This window comes from Pseudemcibacter aquimaris (assembly GCF_028869115.1).
In the GTDB taxonomy this organism is placed as follows: domain Bacteria; phylum Pseudomonadota; class Alphaproteobacteria; order Sphingomonadales; family Emcibacteraceae; genus Pseudemcibacter; species Pseudemcibacter aquimaris.
Genome location: NZ_CP079800.1, coordinates 959,103 through 981,184, shown reverse-complemented (window position 1 = coordinate 981,184; position 22,082 = coordinate 959,103). Strand labels below are relative to the sequence as shown.

Below are 22,082 nucleotides of genomic sequence, written 5' to 3'. Positions count from 1 at the left end.
ATAGTCTTTCCACAAAGATGTATATACAACCTATATATCACGGAGAATTTCAATTAAATTTATCAGCAAAACTTTGTAAAATCGACATACAACATTTTTACTTGTATATACAACCATATTGTGTAAACTACCTATATATAAAATTCAAAACGATACGAGGGAAACATGAATATATCCAGAAGAAACCTGCTGAACGCAGCAGTTGTTGGCACAGCGGCAACCACATTGCCATTATCATCCGCGAACGCACACACACCGCCCAACAAAGCCATTCATTCATCGTTCGATCCCTGGATCGAAATCAGACCTGATCATGTAAAACACAATATTGCTGAAATCAGCCGCTTGGTTGAGGGTCGCCCTATTATGGCTGTCATCAAAAACAATGCTTACGGAATGGGCATCGTGAACATGGGACGTATTCTGGATGATGAAGCAAGTGTTTCTGGTCTTGCCGTTGTCAAATTAAGTGAGGCCATAGAACTGCGTGACGCCGGAGTCAAAAAACCGATTTTATTAATGGGGACTTTTGACGAAAAGGGGCTTGAAGAATTAATCATGCGTGATATTACGCCGATGATTTATACCCCTGTCGGTGACGCACTGGAACGCATTGCTGCAAAAAAAGGAACTTCAGTAAAAATTACCATATGCGTTGATACGGGTATGGGCCGGGTTGGCGTGCCGTTTCGTGAAGCGGCGGACTTAATCCGCGACCTTGCATCAAGACCATCCATTGAAATAGTTTCAACGATGACCGGTCTTAATGAAATTCCGGATTATGAAAAAATGCAAATTGCCCGACTTCGCGATATTCAAAGCGAACTGGAAAGTGATGGCATTTCACTTGGACTTATCCATGCGGCCTCGAGTTACAGTTTATTCCAAAGTCCTTATTCATATCTGGATATGGTTCGCCCGGGAATGGCCATTTTTGGACAATATTCCAGCCCAAAATTCAAAGAACAAGGTTTAATGGATTTAAAGCCAACCATGGCACTTAAAGCACGCGTCGTATACGTCAAAAAACTATTAAAAGGTGAAAGCGCCGGTTATGAAAAAGCCTACACCGCCGACAAAGATACTTGGATTGCAACAATTCCAGCCGGTCATGTGGACGGCGTTCCGCGCGCTGCAGCCAATGGTGGTTGGGTAAGAATTGGTGACACCAATTATCCTGTTATCGCCAGCGTTTCCGCAAGTCACACTCTGGTTGAAATCGGACCGGAAGAAGCCGTGAAAGCTGGTGACGAAGCCACTTTCTTTGATTGGCGTGATGGCTCTAGACCGGAAGATGCAAGCGCAGCATCGGGTGCTTCAGTATATGATATGATCATGCATTTAAACCCGACTTTACCAAAACGGATCGTTTAAATATTCTCGTCTCCCAATTTAATATAAAAATCGTTGCATGATTTTGCCGCAAAGGTTTACTATATTTTCAAAATATAGATATTGGGAGACAATCAATGAGCAATGCGAGACGGAATTTCCTGAGAGCTGTTGGGGGGGCTGCGGGAATGAGTGCACTTTATTTATCCGGCAGTCATTCGACCGCGCTTGCTGGCGCTGATGTTCGCGCTCTTGCCGCAGCCCAAAACGGAACTTCCGGTACAGAATTATTTTGGGATAAAATCCGCGAAGAATTTGTAATTGAAAAAGACCTTAATATTTTAAACGCGGCAAACATGACGCCGACACCAAAAGTGGTACATGACACGGTAATTGAACACACACTTGATATGGAAAGGAATTGTTCCTTTCAAAACCGCGCCAAGTATCGTGACTTAACGGAAAAGTCGCGTGAATTTATCGCCGGTTTCCTGGGCGCCGATACGGATGAAATTGGTTTCGTGCGCAACACTTCAGAAGCAAATAACACAGTGATTAATGGCCTTGATCTTGGTCCCGACGATGAAGTTTTAATCTGGGATCAAAATCATCCCTGCAACAACATAGCATGGCATCAACGTGCAGAAAGACTTGGATTTAAGGTGGTTACAGTTTCAACGCCCCCTATTCTAAACACAACTGAAGACCTGCTGCGCCCATTTAAAGAAGCCATTAATTCAAGAACAAAAGTACTGGCATTCAGCCATATTTCAAATCAAACAGGGACGTCTTTGCCGGGCAAAGAAATGACGGAACTTGCCCACGCGCATGGCGCCAAAAGCCTTGTAGATGGTGCACAGACATTTGGGTATATGGAAATTGATTTACATGATATGGGATGCGATTTTTACACCTCAAGCGGTCAAAAATGGATTCTTGGCCCGCGTGAAGCCAGCTTTGTTTATGTACGCAGAGATGCACAAGAGGAACTCTGGCCAAATATCGTAACGGTTGGCTGGGAACGTGTTAAAGAGCAAGGGGCTAAAAAATATGAAAGTCTCGGCCAACGCGACGATGGCCGTCTATGGGCATTGGGGCGAGCCGTCGAATTTCATCAAATGATCGGACAAAAACGCATTGAAAACCGCATAAATGATCTTGCCGCCGCGCTTCGAGGACACATGCAGGAAAAAATACGTGATATTGATTTCCTGACCGAGCAAGCTTCGGGCTATAACAGCGGCATTATCGTGGCATTAATTTCAAACACGGACGCCCCAAAAGCCGCACAGAAAATTTATGATAATTATCGTATCGCAGGTGCCATCGGCGGCAATGATAGCGTTCTTCGCGTCCGGCTCTGCCCACATATTTATAATTCCATGGAACAAATGGAACGCGTTGCTAATTATATTTCATTATCGATATAAGGATAAAAATTAATGAATAAAACAATCATTGGATTAACTCTGGCTGCATGTATGTCAATTACGGCCCATGCTGCTGATAACGAACTAACCGCTGAGGAAAAAGCAGCCGGTTGGGAACTTCTTTTCGACGGCAAAGATCTTAATAAAGATTGGCGTGGCTATAAAATGGAAACCAGCCCGACAAAATGGGAAGTCGAAGATGGCGCTATTTTCTTTAACCCAAATAATTACGGCACAGGTGGCGATATCATCAGTCGCAATCAATATAGTGAATTTGAATTTTCACTGGAATGGAAAGTGGCACCAGCATCAAACAGTGGTATTTTTTATCTTGCTGTTGAAAGTGATGATTATAAACATCCATATGAAACCGCACCGGAAATGCAAGTGCTTGATAACACAAGACACGGCGACGGAAAAATCAAGTCACATCGCGCAGGTGATCTTTATGATCTGATGGAAAGCCGTGTTGAAAATGTAAAGCCCGTTGGCGAATGGAACAAGGTTCTAATCAAGGTAGAAGGCAACAACCTTGAACATTGGCAAAACGGTGAATTGGTCATTAAAACCACCATGTGGGACGACAACTGGGCCGCACTGATTAAAGACAGCAAATTTGAAACTTGGCCGGGTTTCGGCAAAGCAAAGACTGGCCACTTTGCCTTACAAGATCATGGTGACCCAGTATGGTATAAAAACATCAAGGTTAGAAAATTAGACTAATCCCATTTCAGTTTTGATGCGGATGAACGACGCCCCTCTTCATCCGCATAAAGACCAACAATGCCGCGCATAAAAGCATTTGGAAACACCCCCTCATGTAACTCATCCGGCAGCACTTCAATATTCAATTTCAAATTTGGATCAAACCGTCGCTGCAATGAATTAAACAACACATATAAATCCGTCACTAGGCTCATACGTTCTTCCGCATCCCCGACGGCAAAATAAACACGTGTTTCAAACGGATATTTCGTATCCTTTGTATTTTCTGCAACCTTCATAATTGCGCGGTCCATTCGGGGATACAAAAAATCATCCCACCAAATTGATGGGCTAACAATCAAATACCGCTTAAATAATCCTGGTCTTGTCATAACAGCGTAGGATGCCGCCAAACCGCTCATAGATTTACCGACTAATACGCGTTCTTTATCATCAACATCATATTTTGCTTCGATAAATGGGATGACTTCGTTCTGAACGACATCGAAAAATGCATCAGCACCCCCTGAATTTTCATAATCTACAGGATTTCCGGATAAGAAATGACTATCATCCGGCGGAGCAAACGATGTTGGCGTATAATCACGAGTGCGATTTTCCTCTTTCCATTTTCCATCAGCCTCATCCTGATATCCTATTCCAACAAAATAACTACTGGGCATATAATTGAAATATTCGTAATTGTAACTCATGGCTGCGGCGGGGGTAAAAAGCGCTAACGGATCAAGGAAATATATTGTGGATGATTTTTGCCCTTCTTCAGGTGGTTCAATAGGTGGCCGTACATATAACCGATAGCCGACACCATTTGATGATGTGGGCAAATCAAAAACCTTCACTTCCCATGGATATTCAAACTTCTTTTCTTCAAGAGTTTGTGCCAGCTCTTGTGGTGTTTGCGCATGCGCAAAAATGGGCAATATGATTGCCATGATTGAAAGTAAGATAATTTTGAAATATTTCATGATGTCAACTGTCATTTAAAAATGGCAATTTCCATACTCCCTTTATGAACTATAACATCATGAAGATGAAAAGCAACTTTGCTTAAATTCGGGAATTCAGACTATTTGCAATCTCGGCCATCACATCTTCCCACTTACCAAGTTCATTTTGAAAGAAAGGTTGTATGGATGGAGTAATCGTAAATTTATTCTTTCCAAATGTTTCCCATCCAGGGCACCTAAATGGCACCAATGCTTCTTTACCCAAAACACACGCCATGTTTGCTGGCGCACTCATTACCCCGATCGTCAAATCCAGCTGTCCAATTAATGAAAAAACATCTTCAAGATCATTTTTATAATCAACATCATCAAATGTTATGATCTCTACACCCATTTCATTCTTAATTATTTCTATTTCTTCAGCGCAGTCGTCATACATAAGATTAAAGAAATGAACATCTTTTGCTTTAATAATAGGCCCCCACTCTTCAAGTGATGGATAATTGATATTTCTTTTTAATGACTGTTTTCCACTTCGCCAGCAAATACCGACTTTCAACTTGTCGCTATATGGCGTTAGCCTCTCTTTCCACTTTTGATCAAGAGCCTCATTGGTAACGAACTGTCTATCAACTTCTGAAAAATCATTGATATCATTCTTTAAAATTCGACAGGCTCCCAGCATTGAATCCGCATAATCAAGTTCATTGACGTCCCAGTCGTAATGAAAATGACTTACATTCGCTATCAATTTTACATTCAGCGACTTCACCGTGATTTCCGGATAGGTACGCGCGAAAATTTCTACTAGTCGCTCATCGATCTCAACAACAACCTCTTTAGCAGTAGATATGATGTCTTCTAACGCACTTAGATAACGCATTTGGTCACCGATCCCCTGCTCGCACGTCAGAAGAATTCTCTTATTCGTAAGATCTTCGCCTTTCCATCTTTTTAATTGGTGATGATATTTTTTTTGCTTATCTTTCCTGTTCCATGATGAAAAATCATGTTCTTTCCATCCTTCTTCCAAACGCCCCAGAAGGAATAATGCATCGCCACGGGTATGACGTATCAGTGCATTCCTTTTATCTCGTTTAAGAGCTTTATCAAGTAAAGTAAGCGCCTCTTCATAACGTTTTTTCTGCAAATAAATATCCGCAAGGTTTGTCATCGCTTCGACAGAGCCTGACTTTAACCTTAACGCCTCGTTGTAAAAAATTTCTGCGGTTTCAAGGTCATCTTTTAACAGCACACTATTTCCAACGTTAATCCATGTAGGAACATGTTCAGGATTTAATGCGAGTAATGCCTGATAAATATCAATCGCTTCATCGGGGCGGTCTTGTTCATTAATTACAATCGCAAGATTTGTTGCTGCCTCAATTGAATCTGGTTTTATGCCATAAACAGCCCTGAACATTTGTTCCGCTATTGAATACATACCCATTTTTTTAGCAACATTGCCCAGCGCAAATAAAATTTCTGGATTACCTGGATTTTCATTTAAAGCAGTTTCATAAACTGAAATGGCTTCGGCATTTTTACCTTGTGCCTCTAGCTTCTTGCCTTGCTTTAAATAAACCCTCGCTGCTTTATTCATCGAATGGCATTTCTCTATCACGTTTCAAATGATTTTTTAAAAGGCTCATAAAAATAGCAGCCGATATTCCTGATGCTGAAAATAACATACACATCACCATGATTTGATATCTAACGGCAATTAATGGCGAAACCCCTGATAAAATCTGCCCTGTCATCATACCGGGAAGCGATACGAGTCCAACGCCAAATAATGCATTTACAATTGGGATGAGTGCTGCACGTAATGCAATACTTCTTGCTTGTTCATAAGTTTCACCACGCGCCATTTCAGCGTTTATGCGTTCAGCAGATAGGCTGATACTATTCATAGAGCTGGAAAAAATCATACCTGCGAGCGGAATAAGGTATCTTGGCTCATACCAAGGGTCTAGCCCAAGTACACCTTGAGTAATCATAAATAATACGCTTCCACCACCAATAAATATTGAAACGATGGCATAGGAATATAATGTTCGACGCTCCGTTTTCACGGTCCTTAAAGATATCCAACTGGATACCGTAAGCATTACACAAAGCACTACAATTACTATCCATGCGCTTTCTGCTTCGAATAAAAACGTCAGAAAATAACCAACAATCAAAAGCTGGATTAGCATTCTTGAAATGCCAAGCATGGCCTCTTTGCCATCACTTTTCCATTTAAACAAAATAAAAAGAACAACCGATACAGGAACAAATGCGAGCGCAAGGTTTAAAAGTGATATTTCCTGAATATTGTCCATATTTTCCCTTTTGAATTAATTATGCTGACTTTATAACAGTGGAAAAATAAATGCATCAGTTAATTTGGCATTCATGTGAAGAGAATTATTCTTTATTTTGAAAAATCCAATTTTGTGATATTGAATGATGAAAACTGAAAAAAAGCGGGCAATTTCCCCGTAAACGTATTATACATACCGATTATTATTTTGAGAAATTAACAGGAAGCAATTTTATAATTAGTTTCCGATTATCTAAAAGGCATTTTTATGAGTATCAACTCAAGCATTTCAAATAAAATTCACCGACATGTCAATCCTGCAAAAATCAGCAAATCATTTCTGATCGCGCTTCAACTTGGAACTTTCGCTAGTGTTTCTGCTTATGCACAGGAAGTAACAATTTCTGATGACCGGACATCTGCAGTTGATACGGCCACAATTGATAGCGGCAGCCCGGCAGATATTGTTATTGATTCCGATGGTAGTATCACTGTTAGCACTGGTGCAGCAGTTACGGTAAATAGCGACAACAACCTAACATCAGAAGGTGGCATTATCGCTGAATCATTCGATAATGCCATTGCAATTCATGTTGATACACAAGGTGCAGGTACGCTGACTTCAGATATCAATATTACTTCTCGTATTGAGAGCAGTGCCGAAGATAATGATAATAATGTCGGCTCAAATAACTATGGCGTTCTTATTGATGGCGATGGTACTTTAGAAGGGGATGTTACCTTTTCAGGAAATGGTGATATTATTGTTTTTGGTGATAATTCCGCCGGTTTCTCTCTTCAATCAGACATGGTTGGTGATATCACATTTGATAATGTTGGTATTACAGGGGAAAACAGTAGAGGTGTTGAAATCCTCGGCAATCTAACTGGTGACATTTTAACAACACAAAATATTGTAAATCGTGATGCCGGAACAATAGGCGTGTATATCGGCGGTGATGTTGACGGTGGATATGATAATACTGGCGCTTTAAGCACAGGTAGGGATGCTGCGTTTAACTTTTCCACACAAGAAGATATTCCTGCGGTTAGCGGCATCGCAGCTGTTCAAATCAGTGGCAATTTAAGTGGTGGTTTTGAAAATAAAATCACATATTTCAATGGAGATGGCGACCCTGTAAATATCGCAGAAGGTGATTCAATATCAGGCTTTTCATCAGATACAAGTTCTGTTCAAGCCTTTGGTGGTGGATATGGTGTTTATATAACGCCAGAAAAAATTGACGCCGCACCTATGACCAATATCACTATCGGTAATACTGGCTCATTCTATGGCGATTATTCCGTCCTAAACCAAGGAAACATTAATGTTTCGGGTGCAAATTCAGGTGCTGCTACAACTGCAGTATATATTACTGGTGCAGTTGATGGCCCTGATACTTATACGACCACCCTCACCCACGGAATTTATAACGGCCTTTGGGGCGAAATTAAATCTGAATCAATTGATGCTACAGCAATAGCAGTTGAGATCGGCGATCACGCTAGTGCACCCGAATTTCGCAATAACGGCGAAATAAATGTGAAAGCTGCTGTCACCTATAATGATGATGATGAGATTGTTGGAACTGGCGGTGACGCATATGCATTACTTGTAAATGAAAATGCATCACTTACAACGTTTAATAACGACGGCCTAATCACAATCGAAGCAGAAGGTAATAACACATCCGCTTACGGTATTATTGATAGATCAGGCACAATTTCTTCATTTACAAATACTAGATTGATTGATTTGACACTAAATTCTGAAAACACGGGTGATCGCATCGCAGTGGATTTATCAGAAAACACCACATCAATCGATTTTTTCAATAGTGGTCGTATTAATGGTGATGTTCTTTTGGGCAGCGGAACCAATTCCATTACAATGGAAGGTTTATCTGAAACAGAATATGCCGAATTAGAGCAAGCCTTCATTGATGATGGCGCAATTGAATCAATCTATAGACCATTATTAGAAAGACATATTGACGGCGGCATTACTTTAGAGGGCGGCACAGCCACACTAGACATGTTCGACAATGCCCGATTAACAGGCGGCATCTTTTCACCAAATGGTCAATTAAATGTGACTTTAAATGACCAGTCAGAATTGGTTGTACCTGCAACAATCCCACTCAATGTGGAAAATATTTCTATCAATGATACTGCGCAATTAACCATTGGCGTGTCGGGTCAAGATGATCTAGCAGGTGGTGTTAACGCAACAGGAGACGTAATATTCGCTCCTGATAGTAAACTTAAAATTGAAATCGATTCTCTTATTGGCATAGAAAACACATATGAAATTATCTCAGCAGATAATTTGGTAATAAACAGTGAAGACAACCTACTTAATGAATCTGATCAAGTATTTATCTATGATATTGAAACCACGACTACTTCAAATTCCTTAAGCGTATCCCTAAGACGTAAAACGGCTGAAGAACTAGGACTTTCAGAAAATATTGGACGGTTGTATGAAGCATCGGTTCCAGCTTTGGAATCTACAAGTGATATTGGTGGTGAAATCAGCAGCATAACCACTGCAGATGACTTCAATAGAACATATAGACAAATGATGCCTAATAACCTTACACAGGCAAGTAGACAAATTTTGATCAATAGCAACAACCTTGCTTTTGGTGCAGTTTCAAGTCACTTGGACAACTTAAGAAATCTGAAATATGTCGCGGATGATCCATTACAATCTGGCCAGGGGTTATGGGCACAACAATATGGTAGTATGTATAATCTTGACACTACTATGGACGAAAAAGGCGCCGATGGCTTCACATTCGGCATTGCGGTTGGTTATGAATTTGCATTAACCAAACGAGGTGCATTCGGTATCAGTCTGGCCAGACATTTTGCAGACATTAAATTTGATGATGCTGGCGCTAGCCGTATGGGTATGGAAAACACGCAACTTGGCGTTTATGGCGGTATTTGGCTACGTGATTTCTTCATTGAAGGTCAGGCAAATGTTGGCCTTCTCGATTTCGAAAGTGACCGTTACGTTGAATTCACAAATTTTGACAGAACCTCTACAGCAAATTGGGACGGCTTACATTATTCATCGCATTTAAAAGCCGGCTACCAACTTAATATGGGCAAATTTACTGCGACCCCAAGCGGTAGCATCAGTTATAATAACATCAAACAAGATGGCTACACGGAAACAGGTGGCGGTGCTGGTGTTGATCTTGTTGTAAACGAGTACAGAACCAATTCCATGCTTGGTAACTTGAAAATGGAATTTGCGTATAACACTGATCTTTCTACAGATGAAGATACCATTGGCCAATTATCAATTGGCGTATATGGCGGTTGGACAAAAGAACTAAATGAGACAATTAATCCACTTACAGCACGCTTTGCTGGTTATAATAATTCATCGTTTACGTTACAATCCACACCGCTTGACCCTAATGGATTCCAGGCTGGAATGGGCTTATCATTTAAAACTGAAATTACTAACTTTAGTATTACCTATGATGCCAATTGGAAAGAAAACTATATGGCCCACACAGCAACTATGAGTTTCCGTGTAAGGTTCTAGAAAGGATATCGATATGATCAGAATAAAGCTAAATGGTATTTGTGTTGATGATCAAGCAAAGGCTCTTGAATTTTATACTGAGAAAATCGGTTTCGCAAAGAAACAAGATATTCCAATGGGTGAGTTTAGATGGCTAACTGTTGGCCATCTTGATGATGATTTAGAATTTGTGCTCGAACCCAACGCTCTTGATTCTGCCAAAGTTTTCTACGCTGACCTTTATGAAAAAGGTATTCCTGCAACTGCACTTGCGGTTGATAATATGGAAGAAACTTATAAAGAATTAACTTCTAAAGGCGTAAAGTTCAAATCTGAACCTCAAGATATGGGTGGTGTAATGGTTGCAGCTTTCGATGACACTTGCGGTAATTGGATACAGTTATATCAGGCATAGTACTCTAATTGGATTTTCACAGTGTTAGACGATAAAATTGATCATCATTTCAATGAACTTTCGCCATTGGATTTCAATATCTATGATGATTATTGCCTATTTGAAAAACTAAAATCCGAGCATATCAATTATCAAGTCGCTAATGATCTTCACGATTATATCCTTGGCATTAAAGAACAGGTTGGCAGCGTCATCAACGAAGAAGACGAGCACCTGGCTGTTGTTTATGATTTTTTATCCCCTACAGAACAAAATGACTATTATCGTTTTTTGTCAAAAATAGAATCGTCTACACAGAAATATTTACTCTTCTTAAATAAAAAATAGTATTATATCAGCTCATCTTTCAAAGGAGGGCGGAATTATGAGCACAATTCTAATTGTTGATGACGATGATGACACAAGATCATTAATCGAAAATCGTCTTGGTTCAATCGGCTATCAAATTATCACTGCCAATGATGGCCTAGATGGGTTAGGCAAAGCCAGACATCATAAACCTGACTTCATTCTAATGGACATGTTTATGCCTAAAATGGATGGTAGTGACGTTACAAGAGAGCTACGTATGCTTGGGTACACAACTCCCATTATCGCACTTACAGCGGCCGTAAAACCGGCTGATGAGAAAATAGCATTAGATGCAGGATGCAACGCTGTTATCGTAAAACCTATTAAAGATAATTTTGAAGAGCAAATAGCAGCGATGATTAGGGCTTATTCCTAAATCTTTCACATACTATTCTTAATGCTTATCATTAATTCCTTATGCGCCAAGGTTAAGCTTTCAACCGGAAGGCCACTACGGACCATTACACGAAAACCAGAATATGCAGCAAGAATCCAGCGCGCTTTATCGGCAAGCTCTTGTTTATCTATGGTTGGCTTAATCTCGTACAAAGCATTTACCAGTCCCTGTTCCAATTTGTTAAAAGCTCGCTGCACCATTTCGGATGTTTCTGGATTTAATGATGCGCGATCCGATGACGCATTGCATAAAAAACATCCGCTTCGGTCATTTAAAGTACCTACCGCCTCAATTGGCGCGAATAAAAAAGTTTGAATACGAGAAAAAGCATCCCCCTCACCATTTGTTAAAAACTGATAAGTCTGATTGACTATTTCACTTTCATAACTTTCAAATGCAGCAATATACATGGAATGTTTATCGCCAAAGGTCGCATATAAACTACCTTTTTTTAATCCAGTCGCGGCAATAATGTGCGAAAGAGAAGTGCCTTCATAACCATTCTTCCAAAACAGTTCCGTGATGTTTTTCAACACGTTATCCTTATCAAACTCTCGTGGGCGGCCTGCTAATTTGTTTTTAGTCATTTTTATCCATTTAATTATTGACCGATCGGTCCATATTATTTATAACAATTCTAAACGACAAATATGTCGTAAATTTTTTAACCTATTTTTGACCGATTGGTCAATATAATTATATTCTCCAAAGGAATTATTATGGAAAAAAGAACAGTAGATGTTGCAATTATCGGCACAGGAACATCTGGCATGGGTGCATATCGTGAAGCGGCTAAAACAACAGACAGCATTGCATTAATAGAGGGTAACAAATATGGCACAACATGCGCACGTGTTGGATGCATGCCTAGCAAACTACTCATTGCCGCAGCAGAAGCTGCCCATAATGTTGAAAAAGCCCCTCAATTTGGTGTTAACGCACAAATAAATGATATTGATGGTCGCAAAGTAATGGAACGCGTCAAATCCGAGCGCGATCGATTTGTTGGTTTTGTTTTGGAATCTGTCGATGGTTTTAATCCAGATCACTTAATTAAAGGGTATGCAAAATTTGTTAACGACAATACCTTGATCATTGATAATAAAATTGAAATAAAAGCAAAAACCATCGTAATCGCCACGGGGTCCTCGCCTGCCATACCACCGATATTTCAAAAAGTGACAGATCGCCTGATCATTAATGATGATGTATTTGATTGGGATGATTTGCCAGAATCTGTTGCGCTGTTTGGTCCCGGTGTGATTGGCCTGGAACTTGGTCAAGCTCTACATAGACTTGGTGTTAAAATTAAGATCTTTGGCCGTGGCGGGTTCGTTGGTCCACTTAGTGATCCTGAAATACTCGAATATGCGACAGATGCCTTTCAAGGTGAGTTCTATTTAAACCCTGATGCAGATGTTACTTCTATTGTCCAAAAGGATGATAAAGTTAACATTACTTATAAGCATTTCGATGGAAATTCTATTACTGAAGGTTTTGATTATGTATTGGCAACCACTGGTCGCACACCAAATGTAAGAAATCTTGGTCTTGAAAACACTACCTTGCCACTTGATGATCGTGGTGTTCCGCTGTTCAATCAATACACAATGCAAATCGGGGATCATCCCGTTTTTATTGCCGGTGATGCAAATAATGATAAACCCCTGCTGCATGAAGCCGCTGATGAAGGTAAAATCGCAGGCAAAAATGCCGCCCAATTCCCAAAAATTAGCGCAGGTAAACGTACAAGCCCAATTGGTGTGGTTTTTTCTGACCCGCAACTCGCAACAGTCGGTAGCTCATTCGCATCCCTGACTGAAGGTTGCTTTGAAACAGGCACTGTATCCTTCGAAGGACAAGGCAGAAGCCGTACCATGCTTGTGAATAAAGGATTGATGAATGTTTATGGTGAACTAGGTACAGGCTTATTACTAGGTGCTGAAATTTTTGGACCACGCGCAGAACATCTTGCGCATTTGCTCGCATGGTGTCATCAACAAAAAATGACAATACCAGAAATCTTGGAAATGCCATTCTATCATCCAGTAATAGAAGAAGGCTTAAGAACAGCGTTGAGAGATCTTAACAGTAAGCTCCAATTAGGCCCCATCCCTGTAAAACGATGCCTAGACTGCGGCCCAGGGGCTTGACTTTAAATATTAAGTGATGAATAGCCATCTTAGATTAAGGATCAGAAATACCAAGATCAAATGCAGACATTAAAAAAGGGTCCCAAAAGGGACCCTTTTTTAATGGCGGTGTATTGAACCCCTTTGAGTTCGAATCCTCTACACTCACCATTGTGTTGCAACAAATAATCGCCCTGAAAACAATAGAAAGCAAGTTTTATGTTGCAACACCTTGTGCTGCTTTGATTTCCGTTCTTGGTATGGCCTCAATCATAGCGATGAAAGTACCGTACCAATCATGCGTTCGAATCCCTGTTTGGGATTCATTGGAATTTAAAGTCACTTAGTATTTCTGGCAGATTGAATATCGCGTATTTTCTGCGGCCATGTCGATTTAATGTAGTTTAATATTGCAGCTATTTCTGCATCACTCAGGCTATCTTCATAAGCTGGCATGCCACTATTTGGGTTTTCATAACCCAACAGCTTGGCTATGCCCTTGCCCCCAAGTTTCGTATAATTAAATAACGTTTCATCATCATGATGCCATGTGTGTCCTGTTTCGTCATGGGGCGGGGCAGGAAAACTGCCATCAGTATTTGATGAACGCCAATTCGGCTGACCTTCTAGATTTGCCCCGTGACAACTGGCACAATTTTGTTGATACAACAGCTTGCCAGTTGCAATGGACCGAACTTGATTGTTTGAAACAAGTATTGTTGGCTTGTTCTTTATGAAAATGGCACCACCAAAAGCTCCAACAATGATAATAATAAATATCAAAATGATGGTGGTCTTATTCATTTTTTTGCAAAACATCGTCATTATTAGAAGTCTTGGTCTCAGAATGGCAAGATTTTCCCATAAATTTATGCAGAACTAAGTGCGCTCCTACGCATAACAACAACGGACTGGCTTGAAAAGCCAGCTCAACGACATCAAAATCAGATCTGTTGAATAACAGAAAGCTAAAGAGCGGTACAATCATCACGATGCAGCATAACCACATCATTGTATGAGATTTGATGTTTGTTGCTATCCTTGACATGAGCACATTCATAATAATTACTTTCCTTTCGTATGGGATCGCTAAATATCTTTTATGCAACTTCAACCCAGGTTTTCATTCCTGCAGCTTGGTGAGCCAACATATGGCAGTGAAGTAACCACTTTCCTGGATTATCGAAAACACAGGCAATTTTTGTGGTTTTCCCAGCATCAACAAGGATGGTATCTCGCAATGGCGACATGCCTCCTGATACGATCGCCTGAAAATGATGCCCATGCAGGTGAATCGCGTGTGGAAATCTGGTATCATTGACGAGTTCGATGACACCAGTCTGACCCGCTTTGAACTTATGGAATGGTGTATCTGTCATGCCTGATACACCATTGAAAGCCCAGACATCACCGTTCATCATGCCCCCCATCATCATGCGGCGGCTCATGGCTCCACCTTCCATTTGAAGAGTTAATTGCACAGCGTTTTTCAAATCAGGCATTTCATAGCGATTTATCATCGGTAGAATGACTTCGGCTTTCGCTGTTGGTTCGATCAGGCCTTGAACCGTAAATCCTCCCAATCGGAACAAACCATCACGAGCCGTAAAATTGACTTCAATTGTTTCACCGGTTACATCCGCGATGATATCGGCACGTTGCGCTGGTGCGAGAATAATATTGTCCATATCCTCTGGTTTTTCGAGTGGCATTCCATCATAAGCGATGATTTTCCCGTCTACACCAGTAAGCTGGAGCGGGAATATTCGGTCTGTTGCAACATTTATGAAGCGCAAACGAATTCTTTGGTTAAGTTTGATTGGAGAGGTTACACCTTGAAAGATTGCCTTAGCAAAATTACCCATTCTGCCAGCATGAGCTTGATCGTGCATATTCTCAAAATCACCGGCCTGCGAACCATCTCGGTTGAGACGCCAGTCATCGACAAAAACAATGATGTCATGGTCGACAAGAGGTGGATTTTCCTCTTCAACAATCAGCGCACCATACAAACCACGTGCAACTTGTTCCCACGATCTATCATGAGAATGATACCAGTAAGTTCCAGCATCCGGTGCAACAAAGTCGTAGAGAAAATCATTCCCAGAGGAAACCTGCGATTGCGTTAACCCTGGCACGCCATCCATCTTATTATCAATACGAATTCCGTGCCAATGTACCGCAGAAGATTGCTTCAAAGCATTCTCGAACCGAACCTTTACGCGCCCACCTTTGCGGGTCCGAATGGTAGGGCCAGGAGTGGAGCCGTTGAACCCCCAAAGTGAAGTCTGGTCTTGGTCTGGCAGCAAGTCAAGTTTAACTGGCTCGGCGCGTAGCCTCATGGCTTCATCTGCAAAAGCCAGAGAGGGTATGCACAGGCTAGCGGCGGTCGAGGCCAAAAAATGTCGACGAGTGATCATGAATGAGCCTCCGGCAAGGTGAGAACACTTGTTAGAACCGCAGTTGCAAACAATATGAAAGCCACCAAGTTAATCTCGACCAGTACTGAATGTTTAAGATGTTTCAGAGCATCCGAATCTCCACCCCTTAAAGCAGGGACAAACCGTAGCTTGTTGGCAGCTGCCAAGCCCAGCAGCCCAGTTACAAGGAAAATCTTGATAAGCAGAGTCTGTCCGTATCCTGTGGTGAATAAATTTGTGAGTGAATTTACCAGTTCATAAGCAAGCCACCCGCCCGCAATAAATAATATAGGTACGAAGAGCACTGCCAACCGACCAAACCGATGTGCGATCTCTTCGGTTGTTTTAATTTGTGCAGGATCTGAACTTAATCGGTATAAGGGGAACAAAATCCCGACCCAGATGGCAATTCCCATCAAATGGGTGAGCAGTAAAGCCTGAAAAAGAAAATTCGGTATATCTGCTACATGACCTATTTGAGTGAATGATCCTAGAACGACCAAACAGCCAATAGCCATTAAGCTCTTGCTAACTTTACCAGAAAAAAGTCCAACAATTATGAGGAAGAATCCCAAAGCACGTAAAAGCAATGCCGTTCCAACTGGAGTTTGCCATAGAATGCCGAGCATTTCTGGATCGACTGCGCCAGCTACTTCGCCGGTTAACCTTGCAGCAGCCAAGGCATAGCTGGTCAACGCAGAAATCAACCCAACAATAGCAAACAAACCCGTTATTGGACGACCATTGAAACTTGATTTTGCTTTATTTGTTTCAAAAACTATCAGATATATAATGGTGCCTGATGCAAACAAAGCACCTATGTAAAGCATAAGTTTCGATATGATTGAAAAGAGGCTCAACAAGTCCATCTGCCGCTATTCCATCACAGTAAACTGGAATGCACCCTCAATCGGATGACCATCCTGTCCAAGGGCACGCCAGGTTATATTATAAATCCCCGTACCCATGGGTTCGATTGGCAATGTGAATTCCGTTTGAAAGCTCTTATATTCGGAAGTATCAATTTCAAGGATTTCATGATCTTCATGTTGCATTTCTACTTTAGTCAAACGAATTTTTTTGGCCATATGGATTGAAATCGTTTCGGGGACTTCATCTAATATCGCTTCATTATCGGGTACGGTCATTTTAGTATCGGAATGTGCTAGAGCCTGTGAAGTTAAAACAGCTGAAAATGCGACTATCGTTACTAGGTTAAGAATGCGGTTCATTTTTTCCTCTTTGTTTGGTGCGTTAGTTAATTCCATTTGCCCGCTGTAGCTCGCGAACATAGGTTATAATGGTAGACACCTCAGCCCGAGTGAGCCCATCAACTGGCGGCATATTGCCAAATGGCCAATGGTGAGCACGAACCCCAAGCGCAGCCGCACGCTGGAAGCTCTCGTCCCCGTGGTGAGATGGTTCGTAGATTTTGTGTATCAAAGGTGGAGCTACGCCCTTTTGCCCCGCAGCGTTTTGACCATGACACGAAGCGCATTTTGCTTCAAAAATGCGCTTACCTACGATGGCATTATCGGAAAGCTGTTCAGGCAATGTAACAGACACCAAGGCGCTGTTTGACTTTGTGCCGTCAGAAACTTTGGCATTCTGCTCATCATTATTTGACAGCCAAAAGTAAACGCCGCCGATAAGGGCGATAATAAGAAGTATTACAATATTACGAGTCATAAATCGATTTAACCTCTAAATTATTCATTAAATGATTTTGAACAATATCCAGACAGCCATGCCGACCATCATCAAATTTTCTAGCAATGAGATAAATCCGAGCGGAACATTTGTATTACCTCCGACACAGGCACAAGTAAGGTCTCGTTTATCAATATAAACCGCCTTGAATACGCTGACGGCCCCAATCGACCCAAACACCAAAGCGACTGGCGCAGATAGCCAAGTCAAAATGCCTGCGAACATCAGCAAACCAGCACCCGCTTCCAGAAACGGATAAATTTTTCCATAGGGAGGCCATGCGCGTGCTAACAAATCATAATTCAAAAACATGTCAGCAAATGATTGAATATCTTTCAGCTTTTGCAAACCAAGCAGGATCATCGAAATGGCTATAAACCACGGGAGGGTCATATTTGAAAAAACCGATGTTGAGACCAACCAAGTCACTGATACTGCACTTAAAGCAGCAATGGAAAACAGCGCGATAACTGGCATATAGGTTTTGTCATTACCTGCTTGGTCACCAAAATGCTCAAGAGAAGCCTCATATCCACCAACAACTTGATTATCTATCACCAGCTGTGGGGTTGTTTTTACACCTAACTCATCTTTCAACGCCTCCACCTCATTTCTGCTTTTAAGAGGATGGTCTGTGAATTTAATACGCTTCTTTTCCAGATAGCTTTTCAACTTTACGCCGGAGGGGCAAAGATGGTCTGGCAATTCCATTCGATATAAATGTGCTGTCATGCTTATATCATGCCTTTCAAATTATATTTTCTTTCACTTTGGATCACGTAGAACCTTTCCGATCTATTCATATTTTTTAAGGAGCGTGACGATCTCCTCAATTTTTTTATTTTGTTCATCTGCGCTGTGACAACAGGCCTGATCGAGACAAGACTTCATGTGCGTTTCAAGAACGGCCAGCTCTACTGCCTTCAGAGCGCTTCGAGCCGCACGTATCTGTGTCATGATATCAACGCAGTATTTTCCTTCATCAATCATTCTTTTAACCGCCTCAACCTGCCCGGAAACGCGGTTTAATTTTCCTAAATGATCTTTGTGTGATGGATGCATCGCTTTATACCTATCTTAATATACCCAGTATGGGTATATACCCCAGTGGGGTATAATGTCAAGGGTCAACGCTTGCATATTCATCTATTTTCTACTATTTTCAATCCATATATCCCGAGAAGGACATTAAAGCTATGCCCAATGATGACATTATGACCGTGAAGGAACTCGCCGATTACCTCAAGATTGCTGAGAAGACGGCCTATCGATTTGCATCTGAGGGCAAGGTTCCGGGCTTCAAAGTGGGAAGCGCGTGGCGATTTCGCAAAAGCGAGATTGACCGTTGGATCAGTGAACAGGAAAGAAATGAAACAAAAGGTGAAGCTGGTGAGTAAAAAGCTAACGCTGAAAGAATTAGAGCACCAGCTCTGGATGGCCGCGCATATTATCACCGGGCCTATCGATGCGTCTGATTACAAGACCTACATCTTCCCGATCCTTTTCTTCAAACGCATCAACGATGTCTATAATGAAGAATTTGAAACGGCGATGGAGCTTTACGGTGATGAGGACCTCGCCAACGCTGCTGAGCAACACCGCATTCAAATTCCAAAAGGCTGCCGCTGGAGCGATGTGCTTTCAACCACAAAGGATGTCGGTAAAGCCCTGCAAGGTGCTTTCCGCTGTGTTGAAAAAGCCAATCCGCATCTTTATGGCATATTTGGTGATGCGCCGTGGACCAACAAAGATCGCTTGCCTGACAGCTTAATCACAGAACTGCTCAATCATTTCCATCAAATCCCGATGGGCGTGAAGGATGTCCGTGATGATGACATGGGTCGCGCCTACGAATTTCTAATCAAGAAGTTTGCTGACAAGGCCAATAAAAAAGCAGGTGAGTTCTATACACCGCGCACTGTTGTAAGGCTGATGGTCAATGTCCTTGACCCAAAAGCGGGTGAAGTTGTCTATGACCCGGCTTGCGGTACAGGCGGCATGCTGCTTGAAACAATCCACCATGTTCAGGAGCGTGGCGAAGACCCACGGCTTTTGACGCTCAAAGGCCAAGAGAAAAACCTGACCACCGAAGCTATTGCCCGCATGAACCTGTTTCTGCATGGCATGGAGGATTTTCAGATCATTCGCGGTGATACACTGCGCGATCCCAAATTTACCGATGGTGACAAGCTGGAAACCTTTGACTGCGTGATCGCTAACCCACCATTCAGCCTTGAAGACTGGGGTCATGATAGCTGGAGTGCTGATCAATATAACCGTAATGCCTACGGCATCGCACCAAAAAAGAACGGCGACTTTGCTTGGGTCATGCACATGTATGCGTCCATGCGTGATGATACAGGCCGGATGGCTGTTGTTGTGCCACATGGCGTTCTATTCAGAGGAAGCTCTGAGGCCAAAATCCGTGAGGCGCTTATCAAAAATGGCGCTTTGGAATGTGTGATTGGCCTTGCAGAGAACCTGTTTTATGGCACTGGTATTTCCGCTTGTGTGCTTGTCCTGCGAAAAGACAAGAAAACGCTGAACCGAAAAGAAGTCCTCTTCATCAACGCTGATGAGATTTACACCAAAGGCCGCGCTCAAAACACCATGAGCGAAGGCCAAGCCGATGAAATCTACGACATCTACAAACGCCAGCATGAAGCAGCGGAAGAAATCGAAGGCGTAAGTCGCTGGGTGCCGATCAAGGAGATCGAAGAAAACGACTTTAACCTCAACATTGCGCGATATGTGCAAAAGCCGCTTGAGGAAGAAACCATCACGGTGGAAGAAGCCCTGAAAGATTTTAAACAGAAACTCGCCAATCTTGAACAGGCAGAAGATGAATTAGAGGCCCTGCTGGCCAAGGAGGGTTTCGAGCTATGAGCATCACACAAAAACAACTGGAAGATTTGCTCTGGGGTGCGGCTGTTTTGCTGCGCGGTCAAATCGAAGCATCAGATTATAAACAATACATCTTCCCGCTGCTGTTTTATAAACGCATGGATGATGTCTATCAGGAAGAATATATCCAAGCGCTTGAGCTTTATGAGGATGATGAGCTTGCCAAAAAGCCTGAGCAGCACCGCTTTGTCATTCCCGATAATGCCCGCTGGAGCGTGGTCCAATCCACCACCAAGGATGTCGGCAAAGTCCTGAAAGATGCCCTGCGAGCCATCGAAAAAGCCAATCCGCGCTTATATGGCGTGTTCGGCGATGCCGTCTGGACGAATAAAGAGCGCTTGCCGGACCACCTACTGGTGTCGCTGATCAATCATTTTAGCCAAATCCCGCTCGGCGTGAAGGACATTGATCAGGATGATCTGGGTAATGCCTACGAATATCTGATCAAGCAATTCGCCGATGATTCAGGTCATACCGCAGCCGAGTTTTACACCAACCGCACCGTTGTGCATTTGATGACACGTATCCTTGGCTTGCAACCGGGTGAAACGGCCTATGACCCCACCTGCGGTACCGGAGGGATGTTGCTGAACGCCGTCATGGATTTACGCAAAGACGACCGCGAATGGCGCACCGTCAAACTCTATGGGCAAGAGGTCAATCTTCTGACCTCAGCGATTGCCAAGATGAACATGCTGCTCCACGATATTGAGGAATTTGATATTGCCCGTGGCGATACACTCAAAGAGCCGAAATTTACCAAAGGCGACAAGCTCCAGCAATTCGATGTGATCTTTGCTAACCCACCATACTCCATCAAGAAATGGGACCGAGAGGCATTCGGATCGGACCTATATGGCCGTAACATGCATGGCGTCCCCCCACAGGGCTGCGCCGATTATGCGTTTTTCCAGCATATCATGAAAAGCCTGAACCCGAAAACAGGCCGCGCTGCAATGCTTTGGCCGCATGGCGTGTTGTTCCGTGATCAGGAAGAAGATATCCGCAAAGGCGTGATCGCCAGTGACTTGGTTGAGGCCGTCATCGGCTTGGGGCCAAACCTGTTTTACAACAGTCCTATGGAATCTTGCGTGGTGGTCCTGCGCCATAACAAAACCGCCGACCGCAAAAACAAGATTGTCTTTGTGAATGGCGTGCATGAAGTCACCCGTGAACGCGCCACCAGCTTTTTATCCGACGACAATTTGGAAAAGCTGGTCGAAGCCTATTACGAGCCAGAAGATCACCCAGATATAGCGCGATTAGTCGATCTGGATGAGGTCAAAGACAATTTATTCAACCTGTCCATTCCACTCTATGTCACCGCCAAAAACGGCAATGGCAGTCACGAGGAAGAACAGGATTTAGAAGGTGCCATTGAAGATTGGAAAATCTCTCGCACCCTTCTCAAAAAGCAAACAAACAAGCTGTTCGATAGCTTGAAAGAATTGGGATATGAGGCGTAA

22 protein-coding genes are annotated in these 22,082 nt (G+C 42.4%); 11 read left to right on the top strand and 11 right to left on the bottom strand.

Annotated features, from left to right (window positions below):
• Positions 1-165 precede the first annotated feature (165 nt).
• From alr to KW060_RS04805, 3 genes are all read left to right on the top strand, one after another.
• The gene (gene alr / locus KW060_RS04815) at positions 166-1,374 is read left to right on the top strand and encodes an alanine racemase (protein WP_249035241.1); all 1,209 of its coding nucleotides are present in this window, start codon (positions 166-168) and stop codon (positions 1,372-1,374) included.
• Between the two features lie 146 nt (positions 1,375-1,520).
• A complete protein-coding gene (locus KW060_RS04810; RefSeq protein WP_249035240.1) occupies positions 1,521-2,762 on the top strand; it encodes an aminotransferase class V-fold PLP-dependent enzyme in 1,242 nt (413 codons plus the stop codon).
• A gap of 12 nt (positions 2,763-2,774) precedes the next feature.
• Positions 2,775-3,485: a 3-keto-disaccharide hydrolase gene (locus KW060_RS04805; RefSeq protein ID WP_249035239.1), complete on the top strand. Its 711-nt coding sequence runs from the start codon at positions 2,775-2,777 to the stop codon at positions 3,483-3,485.
• Here KW060_RS04805 and KW060_RS04800 read toward each other — a convergent pair.
• The 3 genes from KW060_RS04800 to KW060_RS04790 all read right to left on the bottom strand — a co-directional run bounded on the left by KW060_RS04800 (position 3,482) and on the right by KW060_RS04790 (position 6,762).
• Entirely contained in the window at positions 3,482-4,468 is a 987-nt protein-coding gene (locus KW060_RS04800; protein ID WP_249035238.1) for an alpha/beta hydrolase, read from the bottom strand. The two genes, KW060_RS04805 and KW060_RS04800, sit on opposite strands and share 4 nt — an antisense overlap.
• 67 nt (positions 4,469-4,535) lie before the next feature.
• Complete coding sequence (locus KW060_RS04795) at positions 4,536-6,038, bottom strand: tetratricopeptide repeat protein (RefSeq protein ID WP_249035237.1); 1,503 nt, start codon at positions 6,036-6,038, stop codon at positions 4,536-4,538.
• Positions 6,031-6,762 (bottom strand): ABC transporter permease, encoded by a 732-nt coding sequence (locus tag KW060_RS04790; RefSeq protein WP_249035236.1) that lies wholly within the window; start codon positions 6,760-6,762, stop codon positions 6,031-6,033. The genes KW060_RS04795 and KW060_RS04790 overlap by 8 nt, the downstream gene beginning before the upstream one ends.
• 249 nt (positions 6,763-7,011) lie before the next feature.
• On the opposite strand from KW060_RS04790, the gene KW060_RS04785 reads away from it, so the two are divergent.
• Genes KW060_RS04785 through KW060_RS04770 form a run of 4 tightly spaced genes read left to right on the top strand, consistent with a single transcriptional unit; the run spans position 7,012 to position 11,429 of the window.
• Positions 7,012-10,308, top strand: coding sequence for an autotransporter outer membrane beta-barrel domain-containing protein (locus tag KW060_RS04785; RefSeq protein WP_249035235.1), 3,297 nt, complete (start codon positions 7,012-7,014; stop codon positions 10,306-10,308).
• A gap of 13 nt (positions 10,309-10,321) precedes the next feature.
• Positions 10,322-10,702 (top strand): VOC family protein, encoded by a 381-nt coding sequence (locus KW060_RS04780; protein WP_249035234.1) that lies wholly within the window; start codon positions 10,322-10,324, stop codon positions 10,700-10,702.
• 21 nt (positions 10,703-10,723) lie between these two features.
• Entirely contained in the window at positions 10,724-11,029 is a 306-nt protein-coding gene (locus tag KW060_RS04775; protein WP_249035233.1) for a hypothetical protein, read from the top strand.
• Between the two features lie 37 nt (positions 11,030-11,066).
• The gene (locus tag KW060_RS04770; protein WP_249035232.1) at positions 11,067-11,429 is read left to right on the top strand and encodes a response regulator transcription factor; all 363 of its coding nucleotides are present in this window, start codon (positions 11,067-11,069) and stop codon (positions 11,427-11,429) included.
• Between the two features lie 5 nt (positions 11,430-11,434).
• Here KW060_RS04770 and KW060_RS04765 read toward each other — a convergent pair whose 3' ends face one another.
• Positions 11,435-12,037, bottom strand: coding sequence for a TetR/AcrR family transcriptional regulator (locus KW060_RS04765; protein WP_249035231.1), 603 nt, complete (start codon positions 12,035-12,037; stop codon positions 11,435-11,437).
• Between the two features lie 132 nt (positions 12,038-12,169).
• Here KW060_RS04765 and KW060_RS04760 point away from each other — a divergent pair, with 132 nt between their 5' ends.
• Positions 12,170-13,603 (top strand): dihydrolipoyl dehydrogenase, encoded by a 1,434-nt coding sequence (locus KW060_RS04760; protein WP_249035230.1) that lies wholly within the window; start codon positions 12,170-12,172, stop codon positions 13,601-13,603.
• Positions 13,604-13,921: 318 nt separating this feature from the next.
• Here KW060_RS04760 and KW060_RS04755 read toward each other — a convergent pair whose 3' ends face one another.
• The 7 genes from KW060_RS04755 to KW060_RS04725 all read right to left on the bottom strand — a co-directional run bounded on the left by KW060_RS04755 (position 13,922) and on the right by KW060_RS04725 (position 18,774).
• On the bottom strand, positions 13,922-14,386 hold the full coding sequence (locus KW060_RS04755) for a c-type cytochrome (RefSeq protein WP_249035229.1): 465 nt from the start codon (positions 14,384-14,386) through the stop codon (positions 13,922-13,924).
• A gap of 296 nt (positions 14,387-14,682) precedes the next feature.
• Complete coding sequence (locus KW060_RS04750) at positions 14,683-16,002, bottom strand: multicopper oxidase family protein (protein ID WP_249035228.1); 1,320 nt, start codon at positions 16,000-16,002, stop codon at positions 14,683-14,685.
• The gene (locus KW060_RS04745) at positions 15,999-16,871 is read right to left on the bottom strand and encodes a copper resistance D family protein (RefSeq protein ID WP_249035227.1); all 873 of its coding nucleotides are present in this window, start codon (positions 16,869-16,871) and stop codon (positions 15,999-16,001) included. The genes KW060_RS04750 and KW060_RS04745 overlap by 4 nt, the downstream gene beginning before the upstream one ends.
• A gap of 6 nt (positions 16,872-16,877) precedes the next feature.
• Positions 16,878-17,270 (bottom strand): copper resistance CopC family protein, encoded by a 393-nt coding sequence (locus KW060_RS04740; protein WP_249035226.1) that lies wholly within the window; start codon positions 17,268-17,270, stop codon positions 16,878-16,880.
• Positions 17,257-17,691, bottom strand: coding sequence for a c-type cytochrome (locus KW060_RS04735; RefSeq protein ID WP_249035225.1), 435 nt, complete (start codon positions 17,689-17,691; stop codon positions 17,257-17,259). Before KW060_RS04735 ends, KW060_RS04740 begins: the two co-directional genes overlap by 14 nt.
• A 27-nt stretch (positions 17,692-17,718) precedes the next feature.
• Positions 17,719-18,444 carry a glutaredoxin family protein gene (locus KW060_RS04730; protein WP_249035224.1) on the bottom strand — a complete coding sequence of 242 codons (726 nt, stop codon included), beginning with the start codon at positions 18,442-18,444 and terminating at the stop codon, positions 17,719-17,721.
• Between the two features lie 63 nt (positions 18,445-18,507).
• Positions 18,508-18,774 carry a metal-sensitive transcriptional regulator gene (locus KW060_RS04725; RefSeq protein ID WP_249035223.1) on the bottom strand — a complete coding sequence of 89 codons (267 nt, stop codon included), beginning with the start codon at positions 18,772-18,774 and terminating at the stop codon, positions 18,508-18,510.
• Positions 18,775-18,908: 134 nt separating this feature from the next.
• Here KW060_RS04725 and mads1 point away from each other — a divergent pair, with 134 nt between their 5' ends.
• Genes mads1 through KW060_RS04710 form a run of 3 tightly spaced genes read left to right on the top strand, consistent with a single transcriptional unit; the run spans position 18,909 to position 22,082 of the window.
• A complete protein-coding gene (gene mads1 / locus KW060_RS04720) occupies positions 18,909-19,109 on the top strand; it encodes a methylation-associated defense system helix-turn-helix domain-containing protein MAD1 (protein ID WP_249035222.1) in 201 nt (66 codons plus the stop codon).
• The gene (locus tag KW060_RS04715; RefSeq protein WP_249035221.1) at positions 19,081-20,598 is read left to right on the top strand and encodes a type I restriction-modification system subunit M; all 1,518 of its coding nucleotides are present in this window, start codon (positions 19,081-19,083) and stop codon (positions 20,596-20,598) included. Before mads1 ends, KW060_RS04715 begins: the two co-directional genes overlap by 29 nt.
• Positions 20,595-22,082, top strand: coding sequence for a type I restriction-modification system subunit M (locus tag KW060_RS04710; protein ID WP_249035220.1), 1,488 nt, complete (start codon positions 20,595-20,597; stop codon positions 22,080-22,082). The genes KW060_RS04715 and KW060_RS04710 overlap by 4 nt, the downstream gene beginning before the upstream one ends.

Coding starts and splice junctions, on each gene's coding strand:
- KW060_RS04760 (WP_249035230.1), top strand. CDS start 12,170: ATGGAAAAAAGAACAGTAGATGTTGCAATTATCGGCACAGGAACATCT.
- KW060_RS04765 (WP_249035231.1), bottom strand. CDS start 12,037: ATGACTAAAAACAAATTAGCAGGCCGCCCACGAGAGTTTGATAAGGAT.
- alr (WP_249035241.1), top strand. CDS start 166: ATGAATATATCCAGAAGAAACCTGCTGAACGCAGCAGTTGTTGGCACA.
- KW060_RS04710 (WP_249035220.1), top strand. CDS start 20,595: ATGAGCATCACACAAAAACAACTGGAAGATTTGCTCTGGGGTGCGGCT.
- KW060_RS04725 (WP_249035223.1), bottom strand. CDS start 18,774: ATGCATCCATCACACAAAGATCATTTAGGAAAATTAAACCGCGTTTCC.
- mads1 (WP_249035222.1), top strand. CDS start 18,909: ATGCCCAATGATGACATTATGACCGTGAAGGAACTCGCCGATTACCTC.
- KW060_RS04740 (WP_249035226.1), bottom strand. CDS start 17,270: ATGGAATTAACTAACGCACCAAACAAAGAGGAAAAAATGAACCGCATT.
- KW060_RS04735 (WP_249035225.1), bottom strand. CDS start 17,691: ATGACTCGTAATATTGTAATACTTCTTATTATCGCCCTTATCGGCGGC.
- KW060_RS04770 (WP_249035232.1), top strand. CDS start 11,067: ATGAGCACAATTCTAATTGTTGATGACGATGATGACACAAGATCATTA.
- KW060_RS04750 (WP_249035228.1), bottom strand. CDS start 16,002: ATGATCACTCGTCGACATTTTTTGGCCTCGACCGCCGCTAGCCTGTGC.
- KW060_RS04805 (WP_249035239.1), top strand. CDS start 2,775: ATGAATAAAACAATCATTGGATTAACTCTGGCTGCATGTATGTCAATT.
- KW060_RS04730 (WP_249035224.1), bottom strand. CDS start 18,444: ATGACAGCACATTTATATCGAATGGAATTGCCAGACCATCTTTGCCCC.
- KW060_RS04810 (WP_249035240.1), top strand. CDS start 1,521: ATGAGTGCACTTTATTTATCCGGCAGTCATTCGACCGCGCTTGCTGGC.
- KW060_RS04755 (WP_249035229.1), bottom strand. CDS start 14,386: ATGAATAAGACCACCATCATTTTGATATTTATTATTATCATTGTTGGA.
- KW060_RS04715 (WP_249035221.1), top strand. CDS start 19,081: ATGAAACAAAAGGTGAAGCTGGTGAGTAAAAAGCTAACGCTGAAAGAA.
- KW060_RS04795 (WP_249035237.1), bottom strand. CDS start 6,038: ATGAATAAAGCAGCGAGGGTTTATTTAAAGCAAGGCAAGAAGCTAGAG.
- KW060_RS04800 (WP_249035238.1), bottom strand. CDS start 4,468: ATGACAGTTGACATCATGAAATATTTCAAAATTATCTTACTTTCAATC.
- KW060_RS04780 (WP_249035234.1), top strand. CDS start 10,322: ATGATCAGAATAAAGCTAAATGGTATTTGTGTTGATGATCAAGCAAAG.
- KW060_RS04745 (WP_249035227.1), bottom strand. CDS start 16,871: ATGGACTTGTTGAGCCTCTTTTCAATCATATCGAAACTTATGCTTTAC.
- KW060_RS04785 (WP_249035235.1), top strand. CDS start 7,012: ATGAGTATCAACTCAAGCATTTCAAATAAAATTCACCGACATGTCAAT.
- KW060_RS04790 (WP_249035236.1), bottom strand. CDS start 6,762: ATGGACAATATTCAGGAAATATCACTTTTAAACCTTGCGCTCGCATTT.